Annotated in this window: 15 protein-coding genes, 1 tRNA gene and 2 rRNA genes (1 of these 18 running past the window's edge); 10 read left to right on the forward strand and 8 right to left on the reverse strand. The window is 65.0% G+C overall.

Annotated elements, in window-relative coordinates:
- Nucleotides 1-1,824, forward strand: a 23S ribosomal RNA gene (locus E5162_RS01910); it begins 961 nt to the left of the window's first position.
- Between the two features lie 96 nt (nucleotides 1,825-1,920).
- A 5S ribosomal RNA gene (rrf, locus tag E5162_RS01915) occupies nucleotides 1,921-2,035 on the forward strand.
- A gap of 1,499 nt (nucleotides 2,036-3,534) precedes the next feature.
- On the opposite strand, the gene E5162_RS01920 is transcribed toward rrf, so the two are convergent.
- Nucleotides 3,535-4,743, reverse strand: coding sequence for a sensor histidine kinase (locus E5162_RS01920; protein ID WP_135943260.1), 1,209 nt, complete (start codon nucleotides 4,741-4,743; stop codon nucleotides 3,535-3,537).
- 157 nt (nucleotides 4,744-4,900) lie between these two features.
- Nucleotides 4,901-6,145 carry a prolyl hydroxylase family protein gene (locus tag E5162_RS01925; protein ID WP_135943261.1) on the reverse strand — a complete coding sequence of 415 codons (1,245 nt, stop codon included), beginning with the start codon at nucleotides 6,143-6,145 and terminating at the stop codon, nucleotides 4,901-4,903.
- Nucleotides 6,146-6,376: 231 nt separating this feature from the next.
- Here E5162_RS01925 and E5162_RS01930 point away from each other — a divergent pair.
- Nucleotides 6,377-6,453 (forward strand) — tRNA-Met (locus tag E5162_RS01930).
- A gap of 79 nt (nucleotides 6,454-6,532) precedes the next feature.
- On the opposite strand, the gene E5162_RS01935 is transcribed toward E5162_RS01930, so the two are convergent.
- Nucleotides 6,533-7,177, reverse strand: coding sequence for a hypothetical protein (locus tag E5162_RS01935; protein WP_135943262.1), 645 nt, complete (start codon nucleotides 7,175-7,177; stop codon nucleotides 6,533-6,535).
- Nucleotides 7,178-7,544: 367 nt separating this feature from the next.
- On the opposite strand from E5162_RS01935, the gene E5162_RS01940 reads away from it, so the two are divergent.
- On the forward strand, nucleotides 7,545-8,879 hold the full coding sequence (locus E5162_RS01940) for a DEAD/DEAH box helicase (protein ID WP_135943263.1): 1,335 nt from the start codon (nucleotides 7,545-7,547) through the stop codon (nucleotides 8,877-8,879).
- A 72-nt stretch (nucleotides 8,880-8,951) separates the two neighbouring features.
- Nucleotides 8,952-9,650, forward strand: coding sequence for a ZIP family metal transporter (locus tag E5162_RS01945; RefSeq protein WP_135943264.1), 699 nt, complete (start codon nucleotides 8,952-8,954; stop codon nucleotides 9,648-9,650).
- 9 nt (nucleotides 9,651-9,659) lie between these two features.
- Here E5162_RS01945 and E5162_RS01950 read toward each other — a convergent pair whose 3' ends face one another.
- Nucleotides 9,660-10,604, reverse strand: a complete 945-nt coding sequence (locus E5162_RS01950) for a pirin family protein (protein ID WP_135943265.1) — start codon at nucleotides 10,602-10,604, stop codon at nucleotides 9,660-9,662.
- 63 nt (nucleotides 10,605-10,667) lie between these two features.
- Complete coding sequence (locus E5162_RS01955; RefSeq protein ID WP_135943266.1) at nucleotides 10,668-11,576, reverse strand: FkbM family methyltransferase; 909 nt, start codon at nucleotides 11,574-11,576, stop codon at nucleotides 10,668-10,670.
- Nucleotides 11,577-11,775: 199 nt separating this feature from the next.
- Here E5162_RS01955 and E5162_RS01960 point away from each other — a divergent pair, with 199 nt between their 5' ends.
- Both E5162_RS01960 and E5162_RS01965 read left to right on the forward strand, forming a co-directional pair.
- Entirely contained in the window at nucleotides 11,776-13,230 is a 1,455-nt protein-coding gene (locus tag E5162_RS01960; RefSeq protein WP_135943267.1) for a M20/M25/M40 family metallo-hydrolase, read from the forward strand.
- Between the two features lie 137 nt (nucleotides 13,231-13,367).
- The gene (locus E5162_RS01965; RefSeq protein ID WP_135943268.1) at nucleotides 13,368-13,976 is read left to right on the forward strand and encodes an FMN-dependent NADH-azoreductase; all 609 of its coding nucleotides are present in this window, start codon (nucleotides 13,368-13,370) and stop codon (nucleotides 13,974-13,976) included.
- Between the two features lie 20 nt (nucleotides 13,977-13,996).
- On the opposite strand, the gene E5162_RS01970 is transcribed toward E5162_RS01965, so the two are convergent.
- Nucleotides 13,997-14,764, reverse strand: coding sequence for a hypothetical protein (locus E5162_RS01970; protein WP_135943269.1), 768 nt, complete (start codon nucleotides 14,762-14,764; stop codon nucleotides 13,997-13,999).
- 15 nt (nucleotides 14,765-14,779) lie between these two features.
- Nucleotides 14,780-15,745, reverse strand: a complete 966-nt coding sequence (locus E5162_RS01975) for a hypothetical protein (protein WP_135943270.1) — start codon at nucleotides 15,743-15,745, stop codon at nucleotides 14,780-14,782.
- A 192-nt stretch (nucleotides 15,746-15,937) separates the two neighbouring features.
- On the opposite strand from E5162_RS01975, the gene E5162_RS01980 reads away from it, so the two are divergent.
- Nucleotides 15,938-17,683: an amidase gene (locus E5162_RS01980; protein WP_233342117.1), complete on the forward strand. Its 1,746-nt coding sequence runs from the start codon at nucleotides 15,938-15,940 to the stop codon at nucleotides 17,681-17,683.
- A gap of 20 nt (nucleotides 17,684-17,703) precedes the next feature.
- Nucleotides 17,704-18,339, forward strand: a complete 636-nt coding sequence (locus tag E5162_RS01985) for a glutathione S-transferase family protein (RefSeq protein WP_233342118.1) — start codon at nucleotides 17,704-17,706, stop codon at nucleotides 18,337-18,339.
- Between the two features lie 11 nt (nucleotides 18,340-18,350).
- Here E5162_RS01985 and E5162_RS01990 read toward each other — a convergent pair whose 3' ends face one another.
- Nucleotides 18,351-19,451, reverse strand: a complete 1,101-nt coding sequence (locus E5162_RS01990) for an NADH:flavin oxidoreductase (RefSeq protein ID WP_135943271.1) — start codon at nucleotides 19,449-19,451, stop codon at nucleotides 18,351-18,353.
- A 122-nt stretch (nucleotides 19,452-19,573) separates the two neighbouring features.
- Between E5162_RS01990 and E5162_RS01995 the strand changes: the two genes are divergently transcribed.
- Nucleotides 19,574-20,512, forward strand: coding sequence for an alpha/beta hydrolase family protein (locus tag E5162_RS01995; protein ID WP_135943272.1), 939 nt, complete (start codon nucleotides 19,574-19,576; stop codon nucleotides 20,510-20,512).
- The last annotated feature ends 33 nt before the right edge of the window (nucleotides 20,513-20,545 follow it).

The following is a 20,545-nucleotide window of genomic DNA, read 5'->3' on the forward strand; positions in this document are numbered from 1 at the left end:
GAGTACAGCACGGCAGACACACAGCGGGTGCTAAGGTCCGTTGTGGAGAGGGAAACAGCCCTGACCGCCAGCTAAGGTCCCCAAGTTATCACTAAGTGGGAAACGATGTGGGAATGCTTAGACAACCAGGAGGTTGGCTTAGAAGCAGCCATCCTTTAAAGAAAGCGTAACAGCTCACTGGTCAAGCGTTCCTGCGCGGAAAATGTAACGGGGCTTAAGTGATACACCGAAGCTGCGGGCTCGAAAGAGCGGTAGCGGAGCGTTCTGTACGTCTGTGAAGGGTGACCCGCGAGGGCACCTGGAGATATCAGAAGTGAGAATGCTGACATGAGTAGCGATAAAGAGTGTGAGAGACACTCTCGCCGAAAGTCCAAGGGTTCCTGCGCAATGCTAATCAGCGCAGGGTAAGCCGGCCCCTAAGGCGAGGCCGAAAGGCGTAGTCGATGGGAACCACGTTAATATTCGTGGGCCAGCGGGTAGTGACGGATTCTGGAAGTAGTTCGACCTTATCGGATTGGTCGGGCTGCCAAGGCGTCCCTGGAAATAGCTCCCGCATGAGACCGTACCCCAAACCGACACAGGTGGACTGGTAGAGCATACCAAGGCGCTTGAGAGAACTCTGCTGAAGGAACTCGGCAAATTACTCCCGTAAGTTCGCGAGAAGGGAGCCTGGCTGCGCGCAAGCGTAGTCCAGGGGCACAGACCAGGGGGTGGCGACTGTTTACTAAAAACACAGGGCTCTGCGAAGTCGCAAGACGACGTATAGGGTCTGACGCCTGCCCGGTGCCGGAAGGTTAAAAGGAGGGGTGCAAGCTCCGAATTGAAGCCCCGGTAAACGGCGGCCGTAACTATAACGGTCCTAAGGTAGCGAAATTCCTTGTCGGGTAAGTTCCGACCTGCACGAATGGCGTAACGACTTCCCCACTGTCTCCAGCAGAGACTCAGCGAAATTGAATTCTCCGTGAAGATGCGGAGTTCCCGCGGTCAGACGGAAAGACCCCGTGCACCTTTACTACAACTTCACAGTGGCATTAGCGATGATATGTGTAGGATAGGCGGGAGGCTTTGAAACCAGAGCGCCAGTTCTGGTGGAGCCATCCTTGAAATACCGCCCTTATCCTCGTTGATGTCTAACCGCGGACCGTGAACCCGGTCCCGGGACACTGTGTGGTGGGTAGTTTGACTGGGGCGGTCGCCTCCCAAAGAGTAACGGAGGCGCGCGATGGTGGGCTCAGAGCGGTCGGAAATCGCTCGGTGAGTGCAATGGCATAAGCCCGCCTGACTGTGAGACTGACAGGTCGAGCAGAGTCGAAAGACGGCCATAGTGATCCGGTGGTCCCGCGTGGAAGGGCCATCGCTCAACGGATAAAAGGTACGCCGGGGATAACAGGCTGATGATGCCCAAGAGTCCATATCGACGGCATTGTTTGGCACCTCGATGTCGGCTCATCGCATCCTGGGGCTGGAGCAGGTCCCAAGGGTTTGGCTGTTCGCCAATTAAAGCGGTACGTGAGCTGGGTTTAGAACGTCGTGAGACAGTTCGGTCCCTATCTGCCGTGGGTGTCGGATACTTGAGAGGAGCTGTCCCTAGTACGAGAGGACCGGGATGGACGCACCTCTGGTGGACCTGTTGTTGCGCCAGCAGCATAGCAGGGTAGCTAAGTGCGGACGGGATAACCGCTGAAAGCATCTAAGCGGGAAGCCCCCCTCAAAACAAGGTATCCCTATCAGAGCCGTGGAAGACCACCACGTTGATAGGCTGGAAGTGGAAGCGCAGCAATGTGTGGAGCGGACCAGTACTAATAGCTCGATTGGCTTGATCTTATGACACTCATGCACGGCGATCGCTTCGTCCGTGCGTCATGACACCCAAAGTCAGGAATAAATGTCTCTACGATATATCCGCATCAAACGCGCCGACCGGGTGGCTAGAGCGAGGGGATCCCACCCGTTCCCATTCCGAACACGGCCGTTAAGACCCTCTGCGCCGATGGTACTATGTCTTAAGGCATGGGAGAGTAGGTCGTCGCCCGGTCCGCACGTTTGATGCGCATCCTCCTTTTCAACGTTACAAAGAACGCCCCGCGCCATCCGGCCGGGGCGTTTTTTGCGTTTGGGTTCGGTTTTGACGAGCGCGGCGATGGGAAATCGGCGGAAGACCGCCCTGGTGCCGGAGGTCGGGCGGAGGAGCCCCGGGACCGGGCCTTCAGTAACAACACTGGAGACCCGCTTCAGCTCGACGATAGCCCCAACCAAATGGGTTCAATCGAAGGATCGAACTGCAATCTCGGATATTCAACGTCCTCGGCTAATCTAACGTCCCCTAGGATCAACGTTTCTGTTGACGTTGGCGATGTGAGTTTGAGTTTGAAGCTTGATGCCGGGACAAGGGCTCTGACCGGAGTAGAGATTGGAGGAGGTGTCGCCGGATGCGCTCGTGTTTCTACAACTCAAGGCGGGGAGCACCGTCGAACCTGCCTCAACCCTTATGGATGTTGAGCCTATGAAACGAACCTGCGTCAAAGTCATAGCTTGGATATGTGGATTTGCATGCATGGGGTTTGCTATGGCCTATTTCAGGACAGAACTTGAATATCTCCTATTCATATCAGGCCTTTTCGGTGGAATTTTCCTGGCCGGCGGCAACCTGCTTTTTGGAAGCCGAAGCTAATGAAAGCGGCGGAAGATCGCCCCAGTGCCGGAGGTCGGGTGGAGGAGCCCGGCCGCCATCGGACAATGCGATGCCGTCGGAGGCGCCGCTCAGGGTTATAATGGCCTGGCCGAAGCGGCGCCCGCCCTGAGTTATCATGTCGGGCCTCAAATCGGTGTGTGTCCCCTTATCTCTGAAGGTAGATGCTGCGACGGGAGATGTCTTCGGTGGAGAAATAGGTGCTGGCATTGGTGCCGGCGCAAGCCTCATAACCTCCGAATGACGCGAACACTCTCGAACGTGCATTGCCCAGAAGGATGCTAATCATAATGAGATTATTAGGAAAAATTCTTGTAATAATGGCGGCGTTTGCTTGCTTTATATCTATTGCAATACACGTAAGGACAGATGGTGATCTGCCGTTAGTCTTGTTTGGTTTTTTCGGAGGTGCTTTCGTGGTCGGGGCTAACTGGGCATTTGGTACGCCGTTTACTCGGAAGAAAACAACTCGGTGAAGCTGATAAACGGGCGGAGAAAACGGGGACACACACCGCGGTTTCCGCGCTCCGGCCTGCCGCGCTTAATCCCATCTGCTGACGGCTCGGGGTTTTGACTGTCGAGTCCGGGCGAAAGCTCAGGACGCGGACAGGCCCGCATGCCGTCATTTGATGATGGCGCCCCACGCTCTCTGGGTCCCCGGTCAAGCCGGGGATGACGAGAGGGGGGCGGGGATGACGAGAGGGGCCGGGATGACGAGAGTGGGGGAGGTCGGAGACGCCGGCGGCGCCCGCGGCCTCTCCGGGTCCTTGTTTTTCCGCGGCCTTGCTTTCGCCAGGACGGAGGGCCCAACGTCTGATCGCAATTGGCTGCGCGGTGCGCGCGGCTCAGCCGGACGTGTGCGATCCGGCGGGGGGTGACCGGGGCTCGGGCTGGGGGGCGGGCAGGCGCAGGACCAGGCGGTAGCCCTGGTGGCCTTCGCCCCGGGTCTCCTTGACCCGGCCTGCCCATTTGTGTTCCGCTAGGCTTTCGATCAGGCGCTGCCCAAAGCCGGTACCGGCGCGGGCGCTGCCGGCGGGGGCAGCGTCAGTCACAGGATCGTGCCACGTCAGCACAAGCTGGGAGCGGCCGTCTGCACCGGCCTCCAGCTGCCAGGACAGGCTTGCGCGCACACCGGCTTCCCGGCTCAGGGCGCCGTACTTGGCCGAATTGGTCGCGACCTCGTGCAGGATCAGGCTGAGATCGAAGCAGAAATCGGCCGGCAGCACGATATCGCGCCCTTGGATCTCGACGCGTCCGGGAAAGACGGTGAGCACCTCCTTGACCAGCGCGATGAGGCGCGTGGTCGACCAGCCATCCTCGCAGAGCAGCTGGTTGGCCCGCGAGAGCGCGGCGAGGCGCCCCGAGAATACCCGCTCGGCCTCGCGGGTGACGCGATCGGTGGTGAAGGTCTGGCTGGCGATCGACCGGACGAGCTGGAGCAGGTTGCCGGACCGGTGGGCCACTTCGCGGCTCGCCAGATTGCGGCGTTCGGCAGCCTCGCGCTGGCGCGCGCTGCTGGCAACGATGTTGGCAAGCGTGACCAGCATGTCCGCATCGCTCTCATCGAAGCGCCGCGCCCTCGTGTCGTGAATGCCGAACACGCCGAAAGGCCGCCCGGCGGCGCCGGCGATGATCACGCTCATGCCGGCGACAACGCTGTATTCATGAAGCAGGGGCGGACCAGAAAATCGCGTCTCGCGCGCCAAGTCGGTGACCACGACGGGCGCCTCGCTCAGAAGTGTGTAGCCGGCCTGGGATTCGCGATCGATCCCGACACGGCCGTGGCCGACCAGGCCGTCGTCCCAGCCGCGGCCGGCGACAAGCTTCAGGCTGTCGGCATCGTCGACGAATTTCAGGATCTTGGTCAGGGGGACGTCGAAAATTTCGGCGGCGAGCTCGACCGCGCGATCCATCACAGCTTGGTAGTCGGGCTCGGTGAAGGCATAGGTGCCAAACTCGGCAATCTGCTTTTGATGGGCCAGGCGGCGTGCCAAAGCGGTCGCGCTCGAGGGCGCGGGCGCGAGCCGGGGCTCCTGATCAAAAGGCTCTTGCACGCGTGGCCCCCTCACTCACACCGGAAGATACGGCACTCGACCCCCCGATCGAAACGCGATTTTCGAGTGCTGCACAATCGTCACAAACGCACCGGAGCCTGCAGGGTTTCATCGCCAAAGCAAGAATAAGCAAAAGGATGCAGACGCCAGGCTCAAGCTAGCGCTCGCGCACCCACAGGCTGGCGAGGATCTTGGTACCGGTCTCGACCGGCAGGCCCGCATGCAGGCTCGCCTTCTCGCCCTTGCCTGCGGCATCGAGATTGTCGAACACGAGGGCGTCGCCGCGCCGGCCCTGCCACGCGACATCGAGGCGGGGAAAACTCGTGGCGCCGCCGGTATGCTCCTCATTCAGCTTGACCAGAACGGTATGGGCACGCTGGCCGCGCCGGGCGAGGTCGTCGCTCGCGCGTCCGCCATCGGGCGCGATGAAGTCGAAATGCGGCCTGTATTCCTGGCCCGGCTGGTAGACCAGCACCGCGAGCGGTTCGCTCTGATGGCTCTGTGCCCCGGCAAGGGTCAGCATCCGGTCGCGAATGGCGAGCGCGGGCAGGTCCATCGCACTGGGCGGCAGGCTGGCGGTCAGCGAGCGGCGATACTCGTCCGGGCGCTGCTCGCCGGTGTCGGGATCGAAAATCGTCGCCGTGTGCAGGAAGGGGACGCTGGCCGCCGTCAGATAATCGCTGAGGACCGCGCTGATCAGGCCGGGCGCGGTCTGGATGCGCGGGGCATCGTGCAGGGTCTCGCGTTCAGGCTCGCGTGCAAACAGGGCGTCTGCCAGCGCCTGTGCGTCCGGAACGGGGCAGGGCGCGCTGGCCGCCGCAGCGGGCAGACCGGAAATCGCCTGCTGCAGGGCGGGGCCGAGCGGATGCGCGCGCGCCAGGGCGGGCGCGTGGGGCACGGCCACCTCGGAGACTTCGCCGCGTTGCGCACCCAGGCGCAGCAGGGCCGCGATGGCCTCGCCCTGGCCGCTGCGGGCCAGCGGCTCGAGCAGAGAGAGGGCAGCCCCGGTGAAGCCGGCGAGCTCGCACAGCAGCGCGATCTCCAGACCGGCGCGCAAATCCCCGCGCTCGTGATCGCTCTGTCGGGCGGCGATCGCGCCGGGCCAGTCGCCCGCGCGGCCAAGACCTGAAGCGAGCACGACCGCGCCAAGGCGCGCGGCAGCGCGCTGGCCGGCAGCCTGGTCCAGCACCGGGGCGAGCGGGCCCTCAAGCGCGCTGTCCAGCGTCGCGCGCACCGATGCGGCCGCGTCGCCGGTCAGCCCGGCTTCCAGGGCGGCATCGAACAGGGGCGCGATGGCCGCGGCCTCGCCCGCCGCGACGCCCGATTGAAGCGCGGCGACCGCGTCTTCCATCCGGCCCTCGCGCCAGGCCGTGTAACCGTCGTCCAGAAGAGGGCTGGCCATGGAAGAACTCCCAGTCGCACACGCAGGAGACAACGCGCGCCCGTGTTTTACAGATGCGCGGCCTTGCTTGGCAAACCGGGGCTTCAGAGCGCGCCCGGCGGGCGCGATAGCGCGCAGGGGCTGCAAAAAAAGCGCCGTACACTAATCTCTGCAGCCTCGGCCATTGACCTCACAACAGCGAGTGGCTACCTACACGCCTCTCCCGGGGAGACAGCGTCTTTCCGGCCCTGATGCGGGGTGGAGCAGCCCGGTAGCTCGTCAGGCTCATAACCTGAAGGTCGTAGGTTCAAATCCTACCCCCGCACCCAAAAAAGACCCGCTAGGCCAATGGCTTAGCGGGTTTTTTGTTTTTACACGCAATTTTCGCGGCGCCCCCCGCCGAGGGCATCACGCGGCATCGCGGATTGCGTCCAGGTCGTTTTGCAGATCGGCGCGGACCAGGGCTGCGACCAGGCGCGGGAAGTCTTCTGTGTCCACGAGATCGGCCAGCGTCCAGACGTCGGCGCCCAGGCCGAGGGTCCGGGCGGCCTGGAGGGCCTTGTCGTCGGCGAAAGGGTAGAGCTCGTGCCACACGGCCTGGACCTCGCGGCAGAAAATGGAGGCGCCGGATTTCGAAATCCCGTCGAACTGCTTCAACCGCGCGATTTCGTCCTCGCGTTTCTTGCCTGCCGCCTCGCGCAGCCGCCTGAGATCGCCGTCATAGCGCTCGATGAGCTGGCCGGACATCTTGCGCAGATAGGTGGCGTATTTCTCGTCCATGCGCGCATAGCCGGCCTCGCTGAGGATGCGGACGCGATTTTTCCACTGGCTGTCAAACATCCTTCTCGGGGTCGTCAGGCCCGCGTCGAACAGGTCTTTAGCCGCCTGTGCGCCGTGTTCGAAGCCGATCTGAGTGGAAAACAGGTTGGACGCGACCAGCCACTGGAAGAGCGGGGCGGGTTCGTTGCGCTCGATCGCGATGCCCAGCTCGTCGCAAAATGTTTGCCCGTGCCTGTCGAGCAGGGCCTGAACGATATCAGATTTCGACGCCATGGCAGGTGCCTTTCGGGACGGGTTTGCTTAGCAGGTGACGGGAACGCAATGCCGGCCATCGTCACCCGGTTCCGGGCGGGCAGCAACCGGTTTGGACGTGTGGCGGTGGGCGTACCTGCAGAGTGCCTTGCTTTTGCCGCGAAATCCCGTCATACGCCTTGTCAGCGCATGAGTGCCGCAGCGTAGAGGCGATGATTTGTTTCATCCTCCAGCGGTCTCGATCGGATAAGCCGGGTTTTCTCTGGCACCTGTCCGGGCGCGGGGTCTCTTGACCCTGTCGACGGCGGCTGATCTGCGCAGTTGTCCACCATGTGATCTATTCGGCGAGCCACGATGCTGTTGCGCGTGGCCGCCCGTGAGGAATGATTTGACCAAATTTACCGAACTCGGCCTGGCCGAGCCCGTCCTTCGTGCTGTGAGCGAAGAAGGATACGACACCCCGACCCCGATCCAGGGAAAATCCATTCCGGCCGTTCTGAACGGTCAGGATGTCGTGGGTATCGCCCAGACCGGTACCGGCAAGACGGCGGCCTTCGTGCTGCCGCTGCTGAGCCGGCTTCTTGAAGAAAACAAGCAGGCGCCCGGCCGCTCGTGCCGCGCGCTCATCATGGCGCCGACGCGCGAGCTCGCCTCGCAGATCGATGCCAGCATTGCCGCCTACGGGCGCTATACCGGCCTGACCCATGCTGTCATCTTCGGCGGCGTGAAGGCGGGCGGTCAGATCCGTGCGCTGGCGCGCGGTCTGGATATTCTCGTCGCGACGCCGGGCCGTCTGCTCGACCATGTCGATTCCGGCAAGGCGCGCCTGGACCTGACCTCCACGGTCATCCTGGACGAAGCCGACCAGATGCTGGATCTCGGCTTCATGCCGGCCATTCGCCGCATCCTGTCCGCCGTCGGCAAGCCGCGCCAGACGGTGATGTATTCGGCCACCATGCCGCCGCCCATCCGCAAGCTGGCCGACGATTTCCTGTCGCGCCCGGTGACGGTCTCGGTGACCCCGCAATCGCAAACGGTCGACCGCATCGAGCAGGCGGTGATGTTCGTGGATACCGGCGAGAAGCCGGCCGCGCTGACCGATCTGATGGCCAAGGAAGTGGGCACGCGTACCATCATTTTCACCCGTACCAAGCGCGGTGCGGACAAGGTGACCTCGATGCTGATCAGCTATGGCCACAAGGCCAATGCGATCCACGGTAACAAGAGCCAGCCCCAACGCGAACGCGCTTTGCGCGCGTTTAAAGAGGGCGGTGCGCCGATCCTGGTCGCGACCGATATTGCCGCGCGCGGCATCGACATCGACGATGTCGGCCTGATCGTGAATTACGAGCTGCCCAACGTGGCCGAATCCTATGTTCACCGCATCGGGCGGACGGCGCGTGCCGGGGCTTCGGGCCGGGCCGTCGCGTTCTGCGCGCCGGACGAGCGGGTTCTGCTCCACGATATCGAAACGCTGACCAAGCTGCGGATCCGTACGCTCAACGATGCGCCGCCCTTCGTGCATGGCCTGCCGCGCCCCGGTTCGGGCAAGGGCCGCTCGGGCGGCGGTGGTGGCGGGGGCGGCAATCGTCCGCGCCGTGCCGGCGGCGGCAAGCCGCAGGGCCAGCGCCAGGGCTATCAGGGCGGGGGCAAGCCCGGTGGCGGGTCCCAGCGCAATCGCCGGCCCGGCAACAAGCCGCAGGGCCAGCGCCAGAACGGATAGGCTCCAGCCTTGACGTAGAGCGATGCGGGCGCGATCCCTGTCTGGTTGTTGAGCCAATCAGGGATCGCGCCCGTGCTCTATCCGCTTCTCCTGGCGACGCTTGCCGGGATCACCATACCGATCGGGGCGATGCTGGCCCGGTTCGACATGGTCCATCCCAGCTGGACCACACCGGCCGCGCGCCATGGCTTTCTGTCCTTCGGCGGCGGGGTGCTGATCGCGGCCGTGGCGCTGGTGCTGGTGCCCCAGGGGGTAGAGCATGTCTCCCCGGCCGTTGCGCTCTTCGCGTTCGCGGCAGGCGGGGCGGTCTTCTATGCCCTCGACGCCTTTCTGGCCCGCTTCGGCAATTTCGGGCAGCTCATGGCGATGCTGCTCGATTTCGTGCCTGAGGCCATTGCGCTCGGCGCGCTGATGGCGCTGGGCGAGAGCGGTCTGGCCATCGCCCTCATGATCACGCTTCAGAACCTTCCCGAGGGCTTCAACGCCTATCATGGGATGGACGAGCCGACGCGGACGCGCGCCCGCCTCCTGCTGCTCGTCTTCGCCGGACTGGTCGTGTTCGGCCCCCTCGCGGCCTGGTTCGGCCAGGCGGTTCTGGCCGAGAATACCGGACTGCTGGGCGTCATCCTGCTGTTCAGCGCTGGCGGGGTCACCTTCCTGACCGTGCAGGACGTCATCCCCGAATCTCATCTGGATACCCGCCGGGCACCGGCGCTGGGCGCCGTCGCGGGCTTCGCGCTGGGCCTGGCCGGTGACCTCTATCTGGGGTGAGGCGTCGCCTTACGTGGTGGGACAGTCTTTGGTGGGCCGGGGCGGCTCGCCGGGTTCGGGATCGCCGGGCAGGGGGATGTATTCGGTTTCACCGCGCGCCTGGGTGAAGCGCGTGCCGTCAAACCCGTTCGCGATGGAGTCGCGCCAGTCCTGCTTGGCGGTCTCGATCTGCTGCTTCGTTGAGGCGACGAAATTCCATTCGATGAAGCGCGTGCCCATGGACGCGCCGCCGAGGATCATCAGCCGGCTAGCTTCCTGGACGCTGACCTCACCGGCCTGACCATCGGCCAGGACTGCCAGCTGCCCCGTGGCAATGCGCTCGCCGCCAAGCTCGATTGCGCCGGAAACAACGTAGACCGCCAGCTCCTCGTGCTCGCCGGGCAGGTCGAACACGGCGCCAGCTTCCGCTTCGGCGTGGATGTAGACGATGGGGGAGAAAACCTCGACCGGGCTTTCTTGACCGTAGGCCGTGCCCAGGATGAGGCGCATGGACACGCCGCCGGTCTTGAAGTCGGGCAGGGCGTTTCCGGGATGGTGGTGGAAGGCCGGCTCGGTGTCTTCACGGTCTTCGGGCAGGGCGACCCAGGTCTGGATTCCGTGCAGGTGAAACCCGGTTTCGCGCGCGGCCAGGCCGGTGCGTTCGGAATGCACGATGCCGCGTCCGGCCGTCATCCAGTTGACGTCGCCGGGATAGATCGTCTGGAAGACGCCCAGGCTGTCGGCATGGTCCATCTCGCCGTCGAACAGATAGGTGACCGTTGCAAGCCCGATATGGGGATGAGGGCGCACGTCGATGCCGTCGCCGGGCTTGAAGGTCGCCGGTCCCATTTCGTCGAGGAAGATGAAGGGGCCGACGAGGCGCCGTTTCGCAAAGGGCAGGACACGGGAGACCTGGAAGCCGCCGAGGTCCTTGGTGCGGCCATCAATGACGATGTCGAGTGCGCGGTCGGCCATGCGCCGGTCTCCTTTTTCAAGCCAGGATCCTGCAGTCGACCGGACGCGCCGCGCCGATCTGCGCTAGAGGGTCAAGATAGCATTCATGCGCGTCTCGCGCGCCACCCGGTAGCCTTTCGCACAGGCAAGAGCGACCGGGTCGTCCGCGCCGGATGCCGCATTGACCGAGGGGCGCTCCATGATGATGAGCTGCGGCCAGGCACCGCGCTGAACATCGTGGAAATAGGCTGAAAGGATGGCGGCCTCGCCGCCTTCCACGTCGATCTTCATCGCATCGAGCCGCTCCACGCGGTGCTCTTCCAGCAAGGTCTTCAGCGTCGTGACGCGCACGGCCTCGCCGCGCTCTCCCGGCGCGGTTTCGAGGGCCGCGCGCCCCTTGTTGTCGCCGACCAGGCGCATCACGCTTTCGCCTTCATAGTCGGCCAGGGCGACGCCGGATATTTCCAGATTGGAGAGTTCGTTCGCCTCGGCATTGAACCGCATGCGCTTGCGCATTTCGCGCTGGGGCTCGACGGCGATGACGCGCGAGCGAGGTCCGCCGGCGCGCGCGGCAAACAGCGCATAGGCGCCGGCATTCGCACCGATATCGATGAATATCCGCCCTGGACCCATCACCTCTCCCAGCGCCGCGAGTTCCTGAGGATCGAAGCATTGGGGTGTCATGAAGAGGCGCTTTTCCGACAGATTGTCCTTCGGGTGCAGGCGCAGCTTCAACCCGAGCGCTTCCACGTCCGCGACCCCTTCGCTCAAACCGGTGAGGGCGAGCGGACGGGCGAGACCGGCCAGGCGCAAGCCGGTGCGGTTGGCGGGCAGGTGACGTCCGATGGCGAGGCCCACCTTGCCGGCGAGGCCAGGGCGATAGGTGCCGTGGCGCGGCTCCGGCGTTCCGGGCGCAGGAATGCGCTCCTGGGTGGCGGCCTCGGGCAGGGGCTCAAACCCGGTCTCAGTCTCGGTGTCGTGCGGGGTGCTCATGATTTTGCTTATAACGCGCGCGGCCCATAGGGAAACATCCAGATTGAACATCGACGCCGGTCCGGCCCCGGTGTTCCGCGGTGCGCCGCCATGCGGCGGCGAGGCAGCGGTTGGGCGGACAGGGCCGGTTTCCACCCGGGCGCCCGTGGCCTAGTCTGGCGCCAACATCCATCCAAGACTGCTTCGGGGAGATCCTTTCATGTTGCGAACCCTTGTTGCCGCAGGCGTCATCGGCCTGGCCGGCGCCACGGTCCATGCGCAGGACGAGCGCTATGAGTTGTCCGACGATGTTGCCGGGACCGCCCGTCAGCTCGCCGAGACGGCGCTGGAAAGCGACCTGGCCTATGAGATCGTGGAATCGCTGACGACCGAAGTCGGTCCGCGCCTGGCCGGCACGCCGCAGGAAGCGCGTGCGCGCGAATGGGGCGTGGAGACCCTGCGCGAGCTGGGGTTCGAGAATGTGCGGGTGGAGGAGTTTGCGCTCGATCTATGGACGCGCGGCGAGACCATTTATGAGGACGTGGCGATCGTCTCGCCCTACCCCCAGCCGGTCTACGCGACCTCTCTGGGTGGTGCAGGCTCGACGCCGGAGGCCGGGCTCGAGGCGGAAATCGTCTTCTTCGACAGCTATGACGATCTCCTGACGTTCGACGATGCGTCCGACGCGCTGGAGGGCAAGCTGGTCTATGTCAACGACCGCATGGTCGCCTCGCGCACCGGGGAAGGCTATGGCTGGGCCAACCGCAAGCGGCGTTCGGGCTGGGTCGAGGCGGAAAACCGCGGTGCGGTGGGCGTGATCGTGCGCTCGGTCGGCACGTCGAGCCATCGCTTTGCGCATACCGGCATGATGGGCTTTCCCGACGAACGCATGCCGGAAATCCCGGTGGTCGCGGTCTCTGCGCCCGATGCCGACCAGATCGAGCGCATCCATGAGAGCGGAGAGCCGATCGTCATGAGCCTGAACACCAATGCCGGCTGGCGCGGCGAAGTGGTGTCCGGCAATGTGATCGGCGAGATTCCCGGCCGCGAAGCACCCGAAGAGATCGTGGTCATCGGCGGGCATCTGGACAGCTGGGATCTGGGCACCGGCGCGCTGGACGACGGGGCGGGCGTGGCCATCACCATGGCGGCGGCCAAGCTGATCGGCGACCTGGACCAGCATCCGCGCCGGACGATCCGCGTCGTGCTGTTCGGGGCGGAAGAAGTCGGCCTGGTGGGCGCACGCGCCTACGCCGCCGCCCGCGAGGAAGACGGAACGCTGGACAATCACGTGATCGGGTCGGAGTCCGATTTTGGCGCGCGGGAAATCTGGCGTTTCGACAGCAATGTGGGCGAGCACGCCCTGCCGGTCATGGACGCCATGGCACGCGAGCTCGCCTTCCTCGGCATACTGCGGGGCGACAATGAAGGCGGCGGCGGCCCGGACATGATCCCGCTGCAATATGCCGGCGTGCCGATGGCCCGCCTGGCCCAGAACGGCGAGGACTATTTCAACTACCACCACACGCCGGACGATACGCTGGACAAGATCGACGAGGACGAGCTTGCCCAGAATGTCGCGGCCTGGGCGATGTTCACCTACATGGCAGCTGAACTGCCGGTCGATTTCAGGCCGCAGGACGATGAAGGCACGAGCGAAGACGAGGCCAACTAGGTCGGCAAAGCGCGGCCGGAAGCGGTTTTCCAAACTGGAAACAATATACTTCCGGCCGCGTCTCTTATGTCAGACGGGGCGCCAAACCATCTTCCGGTCGAACACGGTCTGTGACCGTCAACGAACGGAGAATCGCGATGAGTGCCCCCCAAATCCTTCGCATCGATACGAGCGCCCAGATTGACGGTTCTGTGAGCCGGGAGTTGTCCGATATCCTCGCGTCTGCGCTGGCCGGCGAGAGCGGCCGCGTAACGGTGCGGAACCTGGCCACGGACCCGATCGAGGCCGTCGATCACGACTGGGTCGGGGCCAATTTCACCCCGGCCGAAGAGCGCAGCGAGGCCCAGAAGGCGGTGCTGGCGCAGTCCGATGCGCTGGTGGAAGAATTGAAGGCGGCCAGCGACATCGTCATCGGTGTGCCGATCTATAATTTCGCGATCCCGGCCGCCCTCAAGGCCTGGGTGGACAAGGTCGCCCGCGCGCGCCTGACCTTCCGCTACAGCGAGGCCGGCCCCGAGGGCCTGCTCGGCGGACGCACGGCTTGGCTGGTCGTTGCCTCGGGCGGTGTGCCGGTGGGCAGCGATGTCGATTTCGCCACGCCCTATCTGCGCCACGTGCTGGGTTTCATGGGGATTGACGATGTGCGCATCGTCGATGCGGGCCGCTGGCCCTTCCTCAGCGAGGCGGAGCGCGATGCGGTCCGCGCGCTGGCCGAACGACCGCAAGAGGTCGCCCGGGCAGCCTAGCGGCGAGGGCGGGACGGCCTTTAGAGGCCGCTCCAGCTGTCGCGCATGCCCAGAGAGCGGAAGATTTCCTGCCAGTAGGTCTGGATTCCCCCGGCCTGCTGGCTTTCCCACCCGTCGCGCGGGATCAGGTGAATGTGCACGCGCACGCCGGCGAGCACATCGCCGTATTCGCGTTCGATCTCTGCCGCGACGAGACGCGGGTCGGGCAGACGCGCATTGCCGTACACCGAAAACAGCTCTGAATTCTGCAGCATGTCGGACACCAGAACGATGTCGCGCCCCGGTGTGGTGCGGTCGAAATCGGGATTCTGGGCCAGGCGCGCCAGCGCCTCGATGATCGGGCTGCGCGGGGCGTTCTTCGGTTCGACCAGATCGGTCAGCACGCTCTGCAGCGGACGCTCGAAGAGGGCCTGGTAGCGCGCCTCGACCCGGGTCGGATTGCGGTAGAGCGGATTGATCTGCGCGCCGCGTCCCGGATTGCAGAGCGAGAAATTGCTGTCTTCGAGCTCTCCGCGCTCGTCGAGTTCGAACAGGGAGAGGCGTTCGCCGATGGCGAGCCGGTCGCGCGCTTCGAGAATCCTGGCCAGGATCAGATCGGCCTGGCGCGGACTATAGAGATCGGTCTTGTCGATCACGACGACCGTATGCGCGGGTTGCTCCCCGGCCAGGCACAGGGTTTCAGGATCGTATTCGGCCGGCTGCAGCACCAGAGCCGCATAGCTGATCGCGCCGAGCACGCTGACGACAACGATCAGATTGAAAACGCCGAGGAGGTCCTTACTGCGCATCGTGTGGGTCCCCGCCTAGCGCGGACGCGGCGGAGGCGGGGGCGCACTGTCGTCGTCACGCCGGTCGCGGCCCTGGGCACGGTCCACATCGTCGTCGACCTCGTTCTGACCGACCAGGCTGGCGAAGAATTCGTCGATGGCGATCTTGGTCTCGCGCGCATGACCGAGCGTGCGGACCCCGCCCGAGGGCGTGCCGCCGCTATCCCACGGCATCTGCTTGAGCACGGCAGCAAGCTCGGCCGCCGAGCGTTCGAGACGGCGCTGGACCGAGCCGTAACCGATCACCGGGTCGTCGAATGTCGCACCCTTGAATGCTGCAATGGCGGCAAACGTGACGCCGAGCACGAAGAGCAGGAGCGCTTCGAGCGTTTCAAACGGCGCAAATGTCAGCGCGCGGCTGACGGGGGCGAGAATCTCCCCGGTGACATCCGCATCGCCGAGCGCCAGCGTTGCGGCATTCAGCTCCAGCAGGTCGCGGTAATGGGCGGCGGAGAAGTTCAGAAAGCCGATGGCGACAATGGCCAGCGGCAGGCTGACCAGCGCGGCGCCGAAAGTAACCGGCCGCTTGGGATTGGACAGGCCGCGTATGGACAGGAAGCCGATCAGGAAGAAGGCCGCGATGACATTGGTAAAGGCCACGGTGATCGCCTGGATCCAGCCGCCCAGAAGACCGAGATCGGACCCCTTGGAAAAGAAGTAGGCATTGGCCAGCCCCTCGAACAGCACGAGTGCCGCAAGGATGGAGAAGTGCATGATGTGGCTGTCTGGATACTGCGCGGCGCGGCGAATTTTCTTCGCGCGCCGGAATTCCAGATATGTGTCGAAATCGGCCGCCGCACGGTAATACGCCTGCGTCAGCCGGTCGGAAAGCGAGTGCGCTTTTCGTTCCGTTTTGTCGTTCACCTTGCCCTCACCGCGCAGATTCTCGAACAGAAGGTTCGAATCCGCCCGGCTCGAGGTCTCGATCGTATCGTCAGGCATCTTGAGGAGGCCCCCCTCCGGGTTTTGTTTACATTAACTCAGCGTTAACCCTGAGGCCAGTCGGCGTCCTCAACAGGGCAGCAATGTGGCCATTCGAAGAGTTTTTGTGTTTTCCTGGCGCTGCCTTGCTCCTGTCCGGTGTGCCGCTAGGCTGGCTATCGTCTTGAGAATAAAGCGCGGGTGAGGTGCGGCATGGGCAACAAAGCGAAGACGCAAGCTCGCGGTCATGGCGCCACGCGCCGGGACATGCTGGCGCTGGCCGCTGGCGGGGCCGTGGCCGGTGTGGCCTCACGGGCACATGCGCAGACCGGGCCTGGCGATTCGATCGACGCGGCCATGCTGGAGTGCGCCGAGCCGCTGATGGGCGTCGACTACACGCCAGCAGAGCGCGAGATGATGGTGCAGGGCATCGACGCCTGGATCTCACGCGCCGAGCGTCTGCGCGCACTGGAGCATCCCAACGCACTTGCACCGGCCCTGACCTTCGATCCGCGCCTGAAGACGGGCGGCTATCGGGCGCAGTCCGATCTGGTCCGGGGCGTGCCGGGAGAGGCCGGGCCGAGACCGGCGTCGCGCGAGGATATTGCCTTCGCGCCGGTCTGGGCTCAGCAGGCCTGGCTGTCGAGCGGTGCATTGACGAGCGTGGAGCTGACCGAGATATACCTGTCGCGGATCGAGCGCCACGCGCCGCTTCTGGAGTGCTTCGTCACCGTGACACGCGAGCGGGCGCTGGACTGCGCCGAGGCGATGGACCGGGAACGCGCGCGCGGCCATGTGCGCGGCGCGCTGCACGGCATTCCCTATGCGCTGAAGGATATCATCGACGTGGCCGGCCTGCCCGCGACCTGGGGCGCAACGCCCTATCGCGACCGGGTGGCGGAGACGACGGCGAGCGTCGCCACCCGGCTGGACGCCGCGGGGGCGGTGCTGTTGGGCAAGACGACGCTGGGTGCGCTGGCCTATGGCGATGTCTGGTTCGGCGGACAGACACGAAATCCGTTCAACACCGAGGAAGGCAGCTCGGGCTCCTCGGCCGGGTCGGCCGCGGCGGTCGCGGCCGGCCTTGCCAGCTTCGCGATCGGCACCGAGACGATGGGCTCCATCGTCTCGCCCGCCCACCGGTGCGGCGCGACGGGCCTGCGACCGACATTCGGCCGGGTGGCACGCGACGGGGCGATGGCTTTGTGCTGGAGTCTCGACAAGATCGGTCCGCTGGTGCGCAGCGCGAACGATGCCGCCCTGGTCCTCGCGGTGATGAATGGGGACAGCGCGGACGACCCGGCCAGCCTGGCTCACGGCTTCGAGATGGATTTCGACGCCTCGCCGGCCGGGCTGCGTGTCGGATACGATCCGGCCTGGTTCGAGGACGCGCCTCAGCCCGACCGCGACGCGCTGGAAGCCGCCCGGGCCGTCGGGGTGGAGCTGGTGGAAATCTCGATCCCGCAAGCGCCTCATGACGGCCTGCTGATCACGCTGGAAAGCGAGGCGGCGGCGGCCTTCGAACAGCTTACGCTCGACAATGTCGACGATGCGCTGCGCTGGCAGGAGCCGGCCGCCTGGCCGAACACCTGGCGGCGCGCGCGCTTTGCCAGTGCGGTCGACCTGGTCAATGCCGACCGGTTCCGCCGTCAGCTCATGGAGGAGATGCACCTGCGCTTCGCGGAGCTGGACGCGATCATCGGTCCCAACTTCGCCGGGGACATGCTGCTGATCACGAACTTTACCGGCCACCCCCAGATGACGTTCCGGTCCGGCTTCGTCCAACGCCAGACACGCACCCTGTTCGGCGAGATCGCCGACGAGAGCTCCCCTGCCGTCGAGGTCCCGATGACGACGAGCGTGTGGGGCCCCTTGTTCGAGGAAGGCCGGCTCGTCACTCTGGCCCAGGCCATAGAAAACGAACTCGGCGTGGCGCAGCGGCGCCCGGACGGGTTCTGAACATCAAGGGAGGACCCGCCGTGGGCCTGACATTCTACGACTGCCCGACTGCACCGAGCCCGCGACGCGCCCGGATGGTCCTGGCCGAAAAGCGCGTGCCGCACGAGGTGATCGAAGTCGATCTTCGAAACGGTGCGCAATTCTCCGACACCTTCCGCGCCATCAATCCGCGCTGCACCGTGCCGGCGCTGCAGCTGGAGGACGGAAGTGTGCTGTCCGACAATGCCTCGATCGCGCGCTGGCTGGAGGAGGTCTATCCCGATCCGCCGCTGATGGGCACGACCCCTCTGGAGAAGGCCATGGTCGCCGAATGGAGCTGGCGCGTCGATTTCGAGGGGCTGAGCGCAATCATGGAAGTGTTGCGCAATACCTCCAAATCCATGAAGGACCGGGCCTTGCCGGGGCCGGACCCGACGCCGCAAATCCCCGAGCTGGCCGAGCGAGGCCGGGCGCGGGGCATGCGCTTCTTCAAGGCGCTCGATGCCCGGCTGGGCGAGACGGCGTGGCTGGGCGGAGACAGTTTCTCCGTCGCCGATATCGGCGCCTACGTCTTCGTGGAATTTGCCGCCTGGGTGAAGATGGAAGCGCCCGGCGACGCCGAAAACCTCGCCGCCTGGCACGAAGCCATCAAGGCCCGGCCAAGCGGCAAGGTTTAGGCAGGAGGTGCCTAGGCGAGCTCCTTCAATGCCTCGGCGTTGAAGTCTTCGAGCGCATCGAACTGGCCCAGCCTGACCTTTCGCGCCCAGGCCGGATCGGAGAGCAAAGCGCGGCCGATGGCGACGAGATCGAACTCGTTATTCTCCATCCGCTCGACCAGGGCGTTGATGTCGCTCTTCTGCGAGCTCTCGCCCATGAAGGCGCCCATGAAGTCGGAGTTCAGACCGACCGAGCCGACCGTGATCGCCGGCTTGTCGGTGAGCTTCCTGCTCCAGCCGGCCAGGTTGAGATCGGAGCCTTCGAACTCGGGCAGCCAGAAGCGCCGCGTCGAGGCGTGGAACATGTCGACGCCGGCATCGGAGAGCGGGCCGAGGAACGCTTCCAGCTCCTGCGGGGTGTGGGCGAGCTTCGCCTCGAAATCCTGCTGCTTCCATTGCGAGTAACGCAGGATCACAGGCAGGTCGGCCGGGATTTCCGCACGCACCGCGCGCACGATTTCCTGGACCAGCGTCGTGCGCTCGACCAGTCCGCCGCCATAGCGGTCATCGCGCTTGTTGGTGCCGTCCCAGAAGAACTGGTCGAGCAGATAGCCGTGTGCGCCGTGCAGCTCGATCGCGTCGAAGCCGATATCCACCGCCGCCTTGGCGGCTTTGGCAAATCCGGCAATCGTGTCGGCAATGTCTTCCGCGGTCATCGGTTCCCCGATGACCTTGCCGTCCGGCAGGACACCGGACGGGCTGTCGGACGGCGCGTCGGGATGGGGGCCGGTGCCCGGCTTGCGCGCCAGGCCGACATGCCAGAGCTGGGGCGCGATCTTGCCGCCAACGGCGTGGACGGCTTCGACGACGCGCGCCCAGCCGTGCAGCGCTTCTTCGGTGTGGAAATTGGGAATGGCGGGATCGAAGCTCGCACCCTCGCGGTCGATCGTGGTGCCTTCGGTCAGGATGAGGCCGACATCGTTTTCGGCGCGCCGCTTGTAGTAGGCCGCGACATCCTCTCCCGGAACGCCGCCCGGGCTCTTGGACCGGGTCATGGGTGCCATGACGATCCGGTTGGCCAGCTCGAGGGAGCCGAGGGAAAACGGGCGGAAAAGGGCAGAGGGTCCGGGCATGAATCAGCTTCCAATGTTAAACAGGTTCGCGGCCTCAGGTGGGGCGGTCACCAGCCGATGACAAGACATAAAGGCATCGCGTACCAACTTGGCCGCGACAAATCAAAAGGGGGAGCGGGGCGATGAGGCCGGTTCTTACATTGCTGACGGGTTGGGCCCTGGCGGGGGCTTGCGCCACAACGGCGCCTGAAACCGCGCCGGTCTCGGGCGGCACGATCGAGCGCCCGATTTCCTTTTCCGAGCTGCTGGAGCGGGCGAGGGCCAGCGCAGACGTGCGCATCGCGTATGGCGAGGGCGATCTGGAATATGGCGAACTTTGGCTACCGGACGGGCCGGGGCCGCATCCGGTCGTTGCGATGATCCACGGCGGGTGCTGGCAGGCCTCGCTGCCGGGAACGATCCTGCAGGACTATCTGGCCGAGGATTTGCGCGCGCACGGCGTGGCGGTGTGGAATATCGAGTATGCGCGCATCGGTCATGAGGACGGGGCCTATCCCGGCACATTCGAGGACATTGCCGCCGGCATAGATCACTTGCGGGTTCTGGCAGGCCCCTACGGCCTCGACCTCGACCGGCTGGTGTTCACCGGCCACTCGGCCGGCGGTCATCTTGCCCTCTGGGCGGCAGCGCGCGGAGCGCTGGAGCCCGGCAGCGCGCTTTATCGCGAGGACCCGCTCCTGCCGGACGGTGTGATCACGCTGGCAGGTATCAACGACCTTGAAGACTACCGCGCGCACGGTCTGGGCCGGTGCGGGGAGCCGGGAACGGTCGACGCGCTGGGCGGGGCCGAGGCGGCGATGGACGACGAGGTCTATGCGCAGATCTCGCCCGCACAGCTGCTGCCCTTCGGCGTGGAGCAGATCATCATCTCCGGCGAAGTGGACCCGATCGTGCCGCCCGTGCTGGGCGATCGCTATGTCTTGCTGGCCCGCGCGGCCGGGGAGTCTGCCCGGGCCGTCGCGCTGGAGGCAGCCGGACATTTCGAGCTGATCGATCCGACCGCGCCGGCCTGGCCGGCGATCCGGGCCGAAATCGACCGCCTGCTGGCGCCGGAGCGCTGATGGCCCGGGCTTTCCAAGCCGAGCCCGGCGGCC

Origin of the sequence: Marinicauda pacifica, from assembly GCF_004793635.1 — a bacterium.
GTDB classification, from domain to species: Bacteria; Pseudomonadota; Alphaproteobacteria; order Caulobacterales; family Maricaulaceae; genus Marinicauda; species Marinicauda pacifica.

Coding starts and splice junctions, on each gene's coding strand:
- E5162_RS01995 (WP_135943272.1), top strand. CDS start 19,574: ATGAGGCCGGTTCTTACATTGCTGACGGGTTGGGCCCTGGCGGGGGCT.
- E5162_RS01965 (WP_135943268.1), top strand. CDS start 13,368: ATGAGTGCCCCCCAAATCCTTCGCATCGATACGAGCGCCCAGATTGAC.
- E5162_RS01960 (WP_135943267.1), top strand. CDS start 11,776: ATGTTGCGAACCCTTGTTGCCGCAGGCGTCATCGGCCTGGCCGGCGCC.
- E5162_RS01975 (WP_135943270.1), bottom strand. CDS start 15,745: ATGCCTGACGATACGATCGAGACCTCGAGCCGGGCGGATTCGAACCTT.
- E5162_RS01935 (WP_135943262.1), bottom strand. CDS start 7,177: ATGGCGTCGAAATCTGATATCGTTCAGGCCCTGCTCGACAGGCACGGG.
- E5162_RS01950 (WP_135943265.1), bottom strand. CDS start 10,604: ATGGCCGACCGCGCACTCGACATCGTCATTGATGGCCGCACCAAGGAC.
- E5162_RS01990 (WP_135943271.1), bottom strand. CDS start 19,451: ATGCCCGGACCCTCTGCCCTTTTCCGCCCGTTTTCCCTCGGCTCCCTC.
- E5162_RS01925 (WP_135943261.1), bottom strand. CDS start 6,145: ATGGCCAGCCCTCTTCTGGACGACGGTTACACGGCCTGGCGCGAGGGC.
- E5162_RS01980 (WP_233342117.1), top strand. CDS start 15,938: ATGGGCAACAAAGCGAAGACGCAAGCTCGCGGTCATGGCGCCACGCGC.
- E5162_RS01955 (WP_135943266.1), bottom strand. CDS start 11,576: ATGAGCACCCCGCACGACACCGAGACTGAGACCGGGTTTGAGCCCCTG.
- E5162_RS01970 (WP_135943269.1), bottom strand. CDS start 14,764: ATGCGCAGTAAGGACCTCCTCGGCGTTTTCAATCTGATCGTTGTCGTC.